The following is a 12,597-nucleotide window of genomic DNA, read 5'->3' as shown; positions in this document are numbered from 1 at the left end:
TTCAATTTTTGTATTTTTGTGCGGTATTTTAAGTTTTTTTGAATCTATAGGTAGGTTTATTCTGCGTACCCGTCTGTTTTTATTGATTCTGTGTATTGTTGGTCTTGTGCAGGCCCAGCTGTTGGACATGTCCCAGATGCCTGTGGACTATATGGCCGAAAACAAGGTGAGGAAGGTCAAGGTCGAAGGTAACGTGAACATGGACCAGCGTGCGGTGTTGAGTCGAATCGGCATCCGCGACGGCCAGACTTTTTCGCCCACGATCCTTTCTGACAAGGTCCAGGAGGCGGTGTCCGCCCTCTACAAGTCGGGCCTCTTCGACGATGTTTCTGCATGGGTCGACTACATCGACAACAGCACCGAGGTGGACCTCATATTCAAGATTAAGGAACTGCCCGCCCTCGATACGGCGGTGCTGGACGGTAACGACGAGATTTCCGAGGACGACTTGCGCCTCAAGATGCGCCTGATTCCGGGCCAGGTGTACAGCAAGAGCCAGCTGGAACGTGACCGCCAGGCGATGATCGACTACTACCATTCCGAAGGCTTTTTGCTTGCCGAGGTGGGCTACCGCGAGACTCCCGTAGACGACAACAAGAACATGGTGACCTTCATTATCCGCGAGGGCGAGAAGGTGAAGGTGCGCGATATCAAGATTACGGGTAACGACAACGTGCCCGCGATAGACATTACCGACCACATGCTCACGAAGGTGGACCAGTGGTACGGTGGTGGCGAGTTCAAGGAGACTGTATTTGAGGCCGACCGCGACACGGTGTTGAACGCCATCCGCCACTTTGGCTACCTGGATGCGGAACTGACCGAATACCGTGCCGAATACCTGCCGGATTCCAGCTGCCTGTTCTACCTGGGACGCATGGTGCCGGTGGGCGAACGTCTGCAGCCGCTCTACGACCAGTTGAACCGCGCGATGGGCGACCCGGCGACTGCCATGTACAAGATGGCGGGCAAGCCCACGATGCAGGTCTCGCACTTCTTCCGCGCCTCCAAGGAAATGTCGCACCACGGGTACGTGACCCGTCCGCTCCCCCAGGTCAAGGAAGAGGAAGACGCCCTCAAGCTCATCAACGACATTATCCGCTACGAGGATTCCCGCAAGGAATGGCTCAAGATTGTGGAAGGCCGCAAGTTCAACAACCCGAAAATCGATTCGCTCAAGAAAATCAAGAAACTCTCGGAATACGAGGAAAAGTTGCTCGTGCGCTACATGATAGAGGACATGTTCCCGCTGTTGAACAAGTACGACAACATCCACACTTCGAGCGATATTTGCATCCATATCGGCATGGTGGAAGGCCGCCGTTACTACATGGGCGACGTGCACTTCTCGGGGAACGAAGTCCTGAACGACAAGGTGCTCGGGTATGCGTTCCGCCTGGATAGCGGTGCGGTGTTCGACCAGTACCTCTACGATGCCTCCAGGAAGGCTCTGCTTGAAGTTTACCGCGAAGATGGCTACCTGTTTGCCCAGTTCGACGAGGAACGCACGTTCGTGAACGATTCCGTGGTGAATCTCACGTACCGCATGCGCGAAGGCCTGCCTGCGAGCATCCACAAGGTTTATATCCACGGCAACACGAAGACCAACGAGAAGGTTATCCGCCGCGAGGTGCGCCTGTACCCGGGCGATACGTACCGCCAGTCCCTGCTGGAACGCAGCTTCCGCGAAATCATGCAGCTCAACTACTTCGACATGGTCGTGCCCGATATCAAGATTTACGGCGAGCAGGAAGTGGACCTCGACTTCACCGTGCAGGAGAAGGAAGCGGGTACCGGCCAGTTCAGCCTGGGTGTATCGTACAGCGAGAGCGACGGCCTTGTGGGTACGGCGAGCATCTCTATCCCGAACTGCTGTATGGGTGACGGCCAGGCCGCAAGCCTGAGCGTGGAATACGGTGCCGACAAGAAGAGCGCCTCCATCAGCTTCCAGGAACCCTGGCTGCTCGACAAGCCGATTACGCTCGGTGCAAGCCTCAGCTACTCCTGGTGGAACATGGAAGATTACGGCGACCCGAACATTACCCGCTACGGCGGTTCCGTGTACCTGGGCAAGCGCCTCAAGTGGCCCGACGACTACTTCTACGGCCAGGTCGGCTACAGCTGGCTCATGAACAAGCAGGGCCCCAACATCGACGGCAGCTATGTGGTTTACACCGGTATCGAATCGGCCATCAACTTCCGACTGGTGCGCGACGACAAGAACTTGCCGCAGTTCCCGACGGAAGGTTCCCGCTACCAGCTTGATATCCAGGTGGCGGACGGCGCGCTGTTCAGTGATTTCGAATTTATCAAGACGGAACTCACCATCAAGTGGTGGTTCCCGCTGTTCCGCGACCGCCTCGCGATTGCGCTTACCAACGAGTACGGCGTTATGTTCGGCGACCAGCTGCAGTACCGCACGCTGTTCACGATGGGTGGCGTGATGGGCTACGAAGGCAACATGCGCGGTTACAGCTCGGGCTCCATTGGTTACCGCCGCCTGGGCCGCAGCTACCAGTACACGGGTGCAGAACTCCAGCTCGGCATTGTGCCGCAGGTGTTCTACCTGTTGCCGTTCTTCTTTGACGCGGGTAACGTGTTCGGTGAACGCTATGACCCCAAGACGAAGGTCGCAAAGCCGAGCAGGAACCCGCTCAGCGAATGGGACCCGACGAGCCTCAAGAAGGATATCGGTTTCGGGTTCCGCGTGGTGGTGCCGATGCTCGGTATTATCGGGTTTGACTTCGCCTGGCCGCTCGATGTGGGCGAAACCTACACGGGCCTGCAGCGCAGCAAGGTGGGCGACATGGAATTCAACTTTGTCATCGGTCAGGGATTCTAAGGAATCGGGAGGCTCTATGATTCGCAAGGTTCTAATCGCTTTGATGATGGTTTTCGCGTGCGCGAGTTTCGCCGAAGACGGCCTGCGCATCGCTCACGTGGATTCCAAGCTCATCTTCGACGGCTACAAGGGCACGAAGAAGGCGCAGGAAGAATACGACCGCCAGGTGGCCAAGTGGGAACAGCAGGCGAACCTCTTGCAGAAGGAACTTTCCGCCATCAAGGAAAAGCTCGACAAGCAGTTGCTGATGCTCAGCGACGAAAAGAAGCGCGAACTCGAGGCGGAATACAACAAGAAGGATATCGAGCTCAAGACGTTTATCGACCGCGTGTATGGCCGTAAGGGCGAACTTGTGACCCAGAACGAGAAGGTGAGCGCGCCCATTATCCAGCTTATCCGCAAGGCGGTGAACGAGATTGCCTTGCAGGAAGGCTACGATATGGTCGTGGACCGCGCGACGGGTGCGGTACTCTTCTGGAAGAAGGAAAACGACCTGACCAACAAGGTACTTGATTACCTGAACAGCCGTTAGTACAAAAAAAATTGCGGGTAAAATCCCCCTACACAAAACGTGTAAATTTTTCTAAATTTGGCGCCGTCTTTAAATCACGGAGTGCCAGATGACCAATATTCACGCCAAGGAATCGTTCAAGAACTTCCTACTGGGCGTAAAAGCGACCGTAACCCCTGAATCCGTCCGGGTACTCCGCCGGGGTTACACCAAGAAAAACTTCGTGAGCGACCTCATGTCGGGCCTTATCGTGGGAATCCTCGCGCTTCCGCTCGCCATCGCATTCGCCATCGCCTCGGGCGTGGGCCCCGAACAGGGCCTGTACACTGCGATTATAGCGGGTTTTACAATTTCCCTGCTGGGCGGTAGCCGTTTCCAGATTGGCGGCCCCACGGGTGCCTTCATCGTGATTGTCTACGGTATCGTAAGCCAGTACGGCTACGACGGTCTGGCTTCCGCGACGCTCCTCGCGGGTATCCTGCTCATTATCTTTGGCATCGCGAAGTTCGGTGCAATAATCAAGTTCATTCCGTACCCGGTAACCGTGGGCTTTACCGCGGGTATCGCCATCATCATCGCGCTCGGCCAGGTCCCGAACTTCTTCGGGCTCCGCTTCCTCGCGAAGGACCCGGCCGATGCCATCGGAAAAATCAAGCTGTATGCGACTTCGTTTGATACCGTGAACATGTATGCGGTAATTGTGGGTCTCGTGGCGCTTGCCGTTTGCATCCTGTGGCCGAAGATCACCACGAAGATTCCGGGCTCGCTTGTCGCGATTGTCGTCGCGACCGTGATGGTGAAAGTGCTTGGCTGGGATGACCCGCTTACGGGTCACGGCGTGGTGACCATCGGCATGAAGAACCATATCCCGACCGGGTTCCCGGTGCCGCACCTGCCCAACATAAGCATCGAGATGATGCAGAAGGTGTTCCAGCCGGCACTCACGATTGCGATTCTCGGTGCCATCGAATCCCTGCTGAGTGCGGTCGTTGCCGACGGTATGACCAGCACCAAGCACCGCTCCAATACCGAACTTTTTGGCCAGGGCGTGGCGAACATCCTTTCCCCGATTTTTGGCGGTATCCCCGCGACGGGCGCGATTGCCCGTACCGCGACAAACATCCGTAACGGCGCGGTGAGCCCGGTTTCGGGCCTGGTGCATGCGGTGGTGCTCTTGCTCATTATGCTCGTGCTCGGCAAGTATGCCGAAATGATCCCGATGGCGGCGCTTGCTGCAGTGCTTTTCCAGGTGGCGTTCAACATGTGCGGCTACCGGAGCTTCATCAAGATGTTCAAGGCCCCGAAGAGCGATATTATCGTGATGCTCGTGGCGTTCTCCCTTACGGTGATAATTGACCTCACTGTGGCGATCGAAGTGGGCGTGTTGCTTGCGGCAGTGCTGTTTATTAAGCGCATGAGCGATGTTTCTGAGATGGAGACGGTGACCGAGGCCCTCAAGGATGACGACGAGGAGGCCGCGCACAACGAGCTCAGCCGCCAGGTGCCGAAGGGCGTGGTGGTTTACGAGTTGGCCGGTTCGCTGTTCTTTGGCGCGGTCGACAAGTTCAAGGACACGATGGCCCGCATCTCGGACAAGCCGAAGATTCTTATTCTGCGCATGCGTAGCGTGTCGAGCATCGATGCCGCAGGCATCCAGATGATCGAGGACCTGCTTTCCCGTTGCAACCGCGAAGGGACGCAGCTCCTGCTCAGTGGCGTGCATGCCCAGCCCGTGGTGGCCTTGACGCGTGCCGGCGTGCTCAAGCAACTCGGTGAAGAAAATGCCCTCGGGAACATCGACGCGGCGTTGAACCGTGCGCGTGAACTGCTTGGCCTGCCTGTGGTGGATGCCTCGCACGAGGTTCCGCAGGCGCCCACCGTTTCTTGGGAAAAGAGCCTCGACAAGCCGTGGATGCCCGAGGAATCCAACGCCGCGATTGCCGAAGAGACGCCCGAAGTTATTGCCGAGAAGATGATGGACGAACCCATCAAGATTATCGAGAACGAGAAGAAGTAGCGAAAAATTGGGAACTTGGTTCCCGCTTGTCAAGGACCGTTCGCATTTCGCGTGACGCAAATCGCAGTGTGATTTTCATTACTTTGAAAATGGAATATTACATTCTATATTATGGAGCGTAAGGATAAGGGATGGATAAAATGATGACAACAATTCTCAAGGATCTCGCGTCTAGAACGTTCTTCGCGAACTTCATGGTTGCCTTCATGGGCGTAACCCTCTACCTTCTTAATACTCTCTCATAAAATTTCCAATCGACTCCTAAAAAAAGACCGCCTCTTGCGTGAGAGGTGGCCTTTTTTGTGCGAATTTCGGCGCGAGGCAAACTTTTTTTGCCGAAGTTTTCGCTTAGATTTCCTGTAAAAGGCGCTTTTTTGCGGGGCCTTCGGGCAGGGGCGCGAAGGTGTCGAACGCAAAGGCGTTCATGAGCATCTTGCGGGCCGCCTTTTCGGGGATTCCTCGGCTTACCAGGTAGAACATCTGCTCGGCGTCGAGTTCGCCCACGGTATTGCCGTGAGTGCATTCCACGTCGTCGTGGTAGATCTTGAGCACCGGCTTCACGGAAACGCTGCTGTTTTCGGAAAGCAGGATGGTGTTCACGAGCTGGCTCGAGAAAGCCTTGGTGCAGTCCGCGTTCACGATGACGCTCCCGTCGTAGCTGGCGGTTGCGTTGCCGTCGAGCAGGTTGCGCGAAAGCTGCGTGCTCGTGGTTTCGGGGGCGTTGTGGTAGATGTGGAGCCTATGGTGGCTCGACGATTCCCCGCCGAGGATATTCAGCGTGCGTGCGTCAAAGCTTGCCCCTGCTGCGTTCAGGAAGGCGTCGATGCTCACGCGGGTAATGCCGTTCCCGCGCTCGATGGCCGAAAAGCGCACGTTGCTGCCGGCTGCCTGCGTAATGCGGAAATGCCTGAAGGTGAGCGGCAGGTCGTTCGCGGGGTTCGCGAAGAAGATTTCCACGTCGGCGCCTTCGCCCACGTTCACGTCGAAGCGTTCGGCGCAAATCGGGTGCATCACCTTGTTGTCGAGAATCTCGATGCTCACCTTCGCGTTCTTGCCGATGTTCAGCACGGTATGCCCGAAGTCGTTGTTGCACTTGAGCATCGCCATCTCTTCGGAACCGTCGGCGATGTTCTGGACCATCGTGCGGGCGTTCTGCGCCACCGGGAGGAGCGCCGCGAAGTCGTTTTCGGCAGAAAAGTCGTCACTGCAGGTGCACGCGTCGGGGAATTCGGGCGCGGGAATCTTTGCCACAGGGAAGAACGTCCACAGTTCGTTGTTCCTGCGGGGCATTCCCAGTTGCTTTATGCGGGTAATGGCGTCCATCGTTATTCCTCGATCCAGTCGTAGCCCTGTTCTTCGAGCTTGAGGGCGAGTTCCGGCCCGCCGCTCAGGATGATTTTGCCGTGGCGCAGCACGTGCACGTAGGTGGGCTTCACGTAGTCCAGAAGCCTCTGGTAGTGCGTCACCAGGATAACCGCCTTCTCGGGGCTCATGATGTGGTTGATCCCGTTTGCCACGATGCGGAGCGCGTCGATGTCCAGGCCGGAGTCCGTCTCGTCGAGGAAACTCACCTTCGGGTCGAGAATCGCCATCTGCAGGATTTCGTTGCGTTTCTTTTCGCCGCCGCTCATGCCGTCGTTCACGCCGCGTTCGCGGTAGCGTGCGTCCATTTCGAGCAACTGCATTTTTTCTTCGCAAAGTTTCTTGAATTCTTCGTCGCCCATTTCAGGGAGCCCGAGGTACGCGCGCTTGCTGTTGAGCGCCATCTTCAGGAATTCCACGTTGTTCACGCCCGGGATTTCTGTCGGGTACTGCGTGCTGATGAACAGCCCGGAGTTCGCGCGTTCGCTGATATCCATCTCGAGCAGGTTCTTTCCGTCGAGTTCTACGCTGCCCTCGTCCAGGCGGTAGGCGGGGTGGCCCATGATGACCTTCGAGAGCGTGCTCTTTCCCGAGCCGTTCGGGCCCATGATGGCGTGGACTTCGCCCGGTTTCACCTCGAGGTTGATTCCCTTGAGGATCTGTGTACCGTCTTCGATGCTTGCTTTGAGATTCTTGATTGATAACATAGGACTATCCTTGCGTGGCGGCTAGAATATGTAATAGCGGTTGTTTACTTTTTATAAGCTGGTCGGCGAGTGCGTCGAGCGAAAGCTTGCCCTGCTTGTAGAGGCTGTAGAGTTTTTCCATGTTCTGCATGAACTTGTTCAGGTCGAGCCTTTTCTGCACGCCTTCGGGCGTGTCGAGCGCAATACCCTTGCGGAACCGGTCGCAGAGCCGCAGGTTCAAGACCATGAGGCTTTCGTAGAATTCGTAGATTTCTTTCGGGCTGGTCCACGTTTCTTCGGGCAGGTTTTCCATGAACTGCTTGAGCAGCGGGGAAAGTTGCTCGTAGAGCGTCTGGGGCGAAAAGTAACCTGTTTCGGTGTAGCCCGCGATGACCGTGTTCACGAACTCGTCGATGATGCTCGATTCGAATATCTGTATGCCGCTTGCGGCGAGTTCCACGTCAAAGTATTCACAGGCGCGGTCCAAAAGCGTGGGGTTGCGGACAAGCAGGTTTGCAAAGCGCACCTCGAGCGGAGAGAGGAGTTCCCACGGGACGCGTTCGGGTTCGGCAGACTGTTGCGGCACTTCTCCGTATTCCGCGTATTCCGCGATATCTTGCGGGGCTTGGGGTGCGGCTGCCTTGGGTTTCTTTTGCGGGCGGATTCCCTGGATGCCTTCCAGCGTGGGCTTCGTGTTGAAACGCTCGGCGATGAGTTCCACGTACTGGTTCTGGAGTTCCTTGTCCTGGATGCTTTTGACGACGGATTTCACGTAGGTGATGAACTTCGCGCGGTCCTCGATGCCCTGGAGGTCGCTGTTGTGCGAAAGGTACGAAAGCCAGTCCTCTGCGCCTTTTAACTGCTCGCGGAAAGCCTCTGCGCCTTGCTCGTTAACGAAGTTGTCCGGGTCGATCTTTGTGCCGTCGGGGCGGGAGAGCGCGAAGATTCGCGGAACGATTCCTTTCGGGAGCACAATTTCTATGGTGCGGTGGGTTGCCTTGCGCCCCGCCTCATCGCCGTCGAACACGAGGTATGCGGTTTTCGCGTAGCGGGCGAGGATATTCGCGTGAAATTCGGTGAGGGCGGTACCCGATGCCGCGACCACGTTCTGCACGCCGCCCTGATAGAGGCTGATGAGGTCGAAGTAGCCTTCCACGATGATGACCGCATTCTCCTTTGCGATGGCAGTGCGGCTGTGGTTGAGCCCGAAGAGAATTTCGCTCTTGTTGTAGAGGGGCGTTTCCGGGCTGTTCATGTACTTCGGGCGTTCGAAGCCTTCCTGCTTGGGCGCGAGGTCGCGGCCCCCGAATGCGACGACTGTCCCCGACTGGTTCTGGATGGCAATCATCAGACGGTCGCGGAACTTGTCGTCGATTCCGCCGTTCTTCTTTTCGACGGCGAGGCCCGCCCTGAGGCAGTCCTTGGGCGAAAAGCCGTTCTTTGCCGCATAGGCGATGAGACCTTCGCGCTTGTCGGGGGCGTAGCCGATGTGGAACTGCTTGCGCGTCTGTTCCGAAATATTGCGCTTTGCGAGATATTTGAGGGCTTTCTCGCTCAGCGAAAGCTGCTGCTCGAACCAGTTGCAGGCAAGTTCGTTCAGCTTGCGGATCATGCCCTTTTCTTCTTGCACTTCCGCGTTTTCTTTTGATGCGAACTTGGGAAGGCTGAACCCTACGAAGTTCGCGACCCATTCGACGGCGCCATTGAAGTCGATTTTCTCGTGTTCCTGCACGAACTTAAAGACGTCGCCGCCGGCCCCGCAGGCAAAGCACTTGTAGATGCCGAGCGTCGGGTTTACCGTCATGGATGGGGAGTGGTCGTCGTGGAAGGGGCATACGCCCACGAAGCGGTTTGTGCCGGAGCGTTTCAGCGGCAAGAACTGCTGAATCACAAGCGAAATGTCCGCCTGCGATTTGAGCTGCTGAATGACGTCATCCGGGTAAAAGGGCATGCGCCAAAGATAGCAATTTTTATTGTTGGAGATTAATTATGTTGGCTTCGGGCACGCCCCGCACGCTCGCACAATCACTTCGTTCCAGTGCTCTCTTAGCGGGGTGTGCTCCTCCGCCAAAAAGTAGCGGTTGCTCCGGTAGAAAATAGTTTATTGCTATGGCGCATGTAGGGAATGAGCGGCGGGAGGAAATCCTCGTGACTGTTAGTCACTTCGGATTTCCTTTAAACTGCAGGGGAAAGATTAAACTGTTTTTATTCAGGTAATGTTTGCTGCGAGGGGCGCTTCGCACGCTCACACGATCAGAAAAATGTGAAAAAATGTGAAAGTGGCGGTGAAATGGAGTAAAAAGTGTCGATTTCACCGCCAGAAATTAACTTGTGTGTATTGAAATGTATCTTTTTCTTGTCGCGGAGGGTGTTGACGGCGGTGAAATGGGGTAAAAAATGTGAATTTCACCGCCAATGATCGCGGAAGAACTTCATTTTATGCCGAATATTTACAAATAAACTAACAAAATGGCGGTGAAAATAGCAAAAAAGTTCCGATTTCACCGCCACTTCGGCATTTTGAACGTAAAAGGATATCTTATATTTTATGCAGATAATGGAAAAAGGAGGAAATATGACGAATTTGTGGTGTCATCCTGGATTGCGGTCATCCTCGCCCATTCGGCATGCTCAGGGCAGGCTCCGGCGAGGATCCATACATCTTGTACTTTCGCTTATCTTGGCGGCACTCTTTGTCGCCTGTAGCGACAAAGATAGCGATGTTACGACCTCGCCTTCGGACGATTCTTCATCGAGCGTGTGCAATGACTGCGAAGATGGTTCCTCGTCCAGCGTTACACCGCAGTCGAGCCGTTCCTCAATGGTCCCTGAGCCTGTCGAAGGGTACAGTAGCAGTACTATATCCAGCAGCAGTTCGGTCACTTTGGCAACGCCCTGTAAAACAGAGACAGAAGACAACTGCGAATACGGCGAATTAACTGACGACCGCGATGGCAAAAAATACAAGACGGTAAAGATTGGTGACCAGTGGTGGATGGCGGAGAACTTGAACTACGAAACTGGAAGTAGCGATTGCTTCAGTTATGGAGATCCCAATTGCGTCAAGTACGGGCGCCTTTATGCTTGGGGTGATGCAATGGATAGTGCAGGGACATGGAGCACGAACGGCAAGGGTTGTGGCCGTTTTGGGAAGGATTGCTCGCCGATTTATCCCGTGCGCGGGATATGCCCTAACGGTTGGCACCTGCCGGACACAACGGAATGGGCGACCTTACTTGCCGCGGTTGGCGGTAGAGAAATCGCTGGTAAAAAACTCAAGTCCATGTCTGGTTGGTATGATTACAAAGGTGAAAAAGGCGGCGGCACGGATGATTTCGGGTTCTCGGCGCTCCCTGCAGGCCTTTTGGGTGACGATGGGTATTACGACGAAGGCGAAGACGCGTATTTCTGGAGTTCTGTACAGCGCAGGAGCATTGATGCGTATGAAGTGTTCTTGTGCAATCAATGGGACAAGGCGGAAATGTCCAAGTTTACCGGCAGTAAGGACTATCCTGTTTCGGTCCGTTGCGTCAAGGACGATGTTCCTGGGCAAACTGCGCAATTCAGCAGCAGTTCGGCGAAATCTTCTTCCAGCGTCACACCGCTGTCGAGCGATAGCGAGACAAGTGTGTCTAGCAGCAGTTCGGTCACTTTGGCGACTCCATGCAAAACCGATAGCACGGACACTTGCGAATACGGCGAGTTGGTGGATGACCGCAATGGTCAGATTTACAAGACAGTGAAAATTGATGACCAGTGGTGGATGGCGGAGAACCTCAACTTCAAAGCGGACTCTAGTTTCTGCTACAATGATTCTGCCGAGTATTGTGAAAAGTACGGCCGTCTTTACATGTGGGGTGCTGCGTCATCCGCTTGCCCTAGTGGTTGGCACCTGCCGGACACAACGGAATGGAAAACTTTGATCAATGCTGTCGGTGGACAATCGACCGCTGGCAATGTGCTCAAGTCTATGTCCGGAAGGAATAGTAGTGACAACGGTACGGATGATTTCGGGTTCTCGGCGCTCCCTACTGGTTATAGGAATGAAGATGGGGATTACTTCGACGAGGGTAGCGACCCGGACTTCTGGAGTTCTACGGAGAACGGTAACAGCTACGCGTACCACATGGACTTGGGATCCGGCGACTATGCGTACTTGGGCTGCATCTATAAGGTCGATGGGTTCTCGGTGCGTTGCGTCAAGGATTAGGAGAAATTATGAAGAATTTGTGGTGTCATCCTGAACGTCGTCATCTAGGACTGTTGTCATCCTCGCCCGTTCGGCATGCTCAGGGCAGGCTCCGGCGAGGATCCATACATCTTGTATTTGCGCTTTTCTTGGCATTTTTCTTTGTCGCGTGTGGTGACGACGATAGCAGTTTCGCGACGCGTCCTTCGGACGGGTCGTCGTCGAGCGTGTGCGAGGATTGCGATGACGGGTCTTCGTCGAGCGCCAAGTCCAGCAGCAGTTCTGCGGAGTCTTCGAGTTCAGTCACTTTGGCGACTCCGTGCAAAACCGATAGCACGGATACTTGCGAATACGGTGAACTGGTGGACGACCGCGATGGTCAGACTTACAAGACTGTGAAAATTGGTGACAAGTGGTGGATGGCTGAAAACCTGAATTACGAAGTGGATTCTAGTTTCTGCTATAACGATTCTGCCGAGTATTGTGAAAAGTTCGGGCGCCTTTACAGGTGGGCTGCGACGGTAGGCAAGTCGGAGAGTGAATGTGGCTATGGCTATACATGCTCTCTGCCATCAGGAGACCTCCAGGGTGTATGCCCTAGTGGCTGGCACCTGCCGAGCAGGGCTGAATGGGAAACTTTGATTAACGCTGTAGGTGGAAAATCAACCGCTGGCATAAAACTCAAGTCCTCATCTGGGTGGAATAGCAGTGGCAATGGCACGGATGCCTTTGGGTTCACGGCGCTTCCTGCTGGCGACAGGAACGTCAGAGGGGAATTTAGCCTTGAGGGCCGCGACGCGTTCTTCTGGAGTTCTACGGAGAACGATTGTAGTTACGCTGACTGCATGCTCTTGCGCTTCGGCTACGACGATGGCGGCATGCGCTTGCGCTACGATGATGCGCTCCTGGATGACTTCAGTAAGTATTTCGTGTTCTCAGTTCGTTGTCTCAAAGATTAACAAGCCGAGTGAAGCGGTCGCCAAGTTTACT

At 55.2% G+C, this 12,597-nt stretch carries 8 protein-coding genes; 5 read left to right on the top strand and 3 right to left on the bottom strand.

Going from position 1 to position 12,597, the window contains the following annotated elements:
* The first annotated feature begins 106 nt into the window (after window positions 1-106).
* From CRO08_RS13035 to CRO08_RS13025, 3 genes are all read left to right on the top strand, one after another.
* Complete coding sequence (locus tag CRO08_RS13035) at window positions 107-2,842, top strand: outer membrane protein assembly factor (RefSeq protein ID WP_255252379.1); 2,736 nt, start codon at window positions 107-109, stop codon at window positions 2,840-2,842.
* A gap of 16 nt (window positions 2,843-2,858) precedes the next feature.
* The gene (locus CRO08_RS13030; protein WP_073114874.1) at window positions 2,859-3,374 is read left to right on the top strand and encodes an OmpH family outer membrane protein; all 516 of its coding nucleotides are present in this window, start codon (window positions 2,859-2,861) and stop codon (window positions 3,372-3,374) included.
* A gap of 88 nt (window positions 3,375-3,462) precedes the next feature.
* Complete coding sequence (locus tag CRO08_RS13025) at window positions 3,463-5,370, top strand: SulP family inorganic anion transporter (protein WP_097036549.1); 1,908 nt, start codon at window positions 3,463-3,465, stop codon at window positions 5,368-5,370.
* A gap of 348 nt (window positions 5,371-5,718) precedes the next feature.
* Here CRO08_RS13025 and CRO08_RS13020 read toward each other — a convergent pair whose 3' ends face one another.
* The 3 genes from CRO08_RS13020 to dnaG are packed head-to-tail and all read right to left on the bottom strand — an operon-like array spanning window position 5,719 to window position 9,369.
* Window positions 5,719-6,693, bottom strand: coding sequence for a SufD family Fe-S cluster assembly protein (locus CRO08_RS13020; RefSeq protein ID WP_097036548.1), 975 nt, complete (start codon window positions 6,691-6,693; stop codon window positions 5,719-5,721).
* A 2-nt stretch (window positions 6,694-6,695) separates the two neighbouring features.
* Complete coding sequence (gene sufC / locus CRO08_RS13015; protein ID WP_097036547.1) at window positions 6,696-7,439, bottom strand: Fe-S cluster assembly ATPase SufC; 744 nt, start codon at window positions 7,437-7,439, stop codon at window positions 6,696-6,698.
* A 4-nt stretch (window positions 7,440-7,443) separates the two neighbouring features.
* Complete coding sequence (gene dnaG / locus CRO08_RS13010; protein ID WP_097036546.1) at window positions 7,444-9,369, bottom strand: DNA primase; 1,926 nt, start codon at window positions 9,367-9,369, stop codon at window positions 7,444-7,446.
* Window positions 9,370-9,993: 624 nt separating this feature from the next.
* On the opposite strand from dnaG, the gene CRO08_RS13005 reads away from it, so the two are divergent.
* Entirely contained in the window at window positions 9,994-11,628 is a 1,635-nt protein-coding gene (locus tag CRO08_RS13005; RefSeq protein WP_141398372.1) for a fibrobacter succinogenes major paralogous domain-containing protein, read from the top strand.
* Between the two features lie 8 nt (window positions 11,629-11,636).
* The gene (locus CRO08_RS13000) at window positions 11,637-12,566 is read left to right on the top strand and encodes a fibrobacter succinogenes major paralogous domain-containing protein (protein WP_097036544.1); all 930 of its coding nucleotides are present in this window, start codon (window positions 11,637-11,639) and stop codon (window positions 12,564-12,566) included.
* The last annotated feature ends 31 nt before the right edge of the window (window positions 12,567-12,597 follow it).

The sequence above is a fragment of the Fibrobacter sp. UWT3 genome (assembly GCF_900230125.1).
Taxonomy (GTDB): Bacteria; Fibrobacterota; Fibrobacteria; order Fibrobacterales; family Fibrobacteraceae; genus Fibrobacter.
This window is presented reverse-complemented; position numbering and strand designations above follow the sequence as displayed.

Coding starts and splice junctions, on each gene's coding strand:
- dnaG (WP_097036546.1), bottom strand. CDS start 9,369: ATGCCCTTTTACCCGGATGACGTCATTCAGCAGCTCAAATCGCAGGCG.
- CRO08_RS13000 (WP_097036544.1), top strand. CDS start 11,637: ATGAAGAATTTGTGGTGTCATCCTGAACGTCGTCATCTAGGACTGTTG.
- CRO08_RS13020 (WP_097036548.1), bottom strand. CDS start 6,693: ATGGACGCCATTACCCGCATAAAGCAACTGGGAATGCCCCGCAGGAAC.
- CRO08_RS13030 (WP_073114874.1), top strand. CDS start 2,859: ATGATTCGCAAGGTTCTAATCGCTTTGATGATGGTTTTCGCGTGCGCG.
- CRO08_RS13025 (WP_097036549.1), top strand. CDS start 3,463: ATGACCAATATTCACGCCAAGGAATCGTTCAAGAACTTCCTACTGGGC.
- sufC (WP_097036547.1), bottom strand. CDS start 7,439: ATGTTATCAATCAAGAATCTCAAAGCAAGCATCGAAGACGGTACACAG.
- CRO08_RS13005 (WP_141398372.1), top strand. CDS start 9,994: ATGACGAATTTGTGGTGTCATCCTGGATTGCGGTCATCCTCGCCCATT.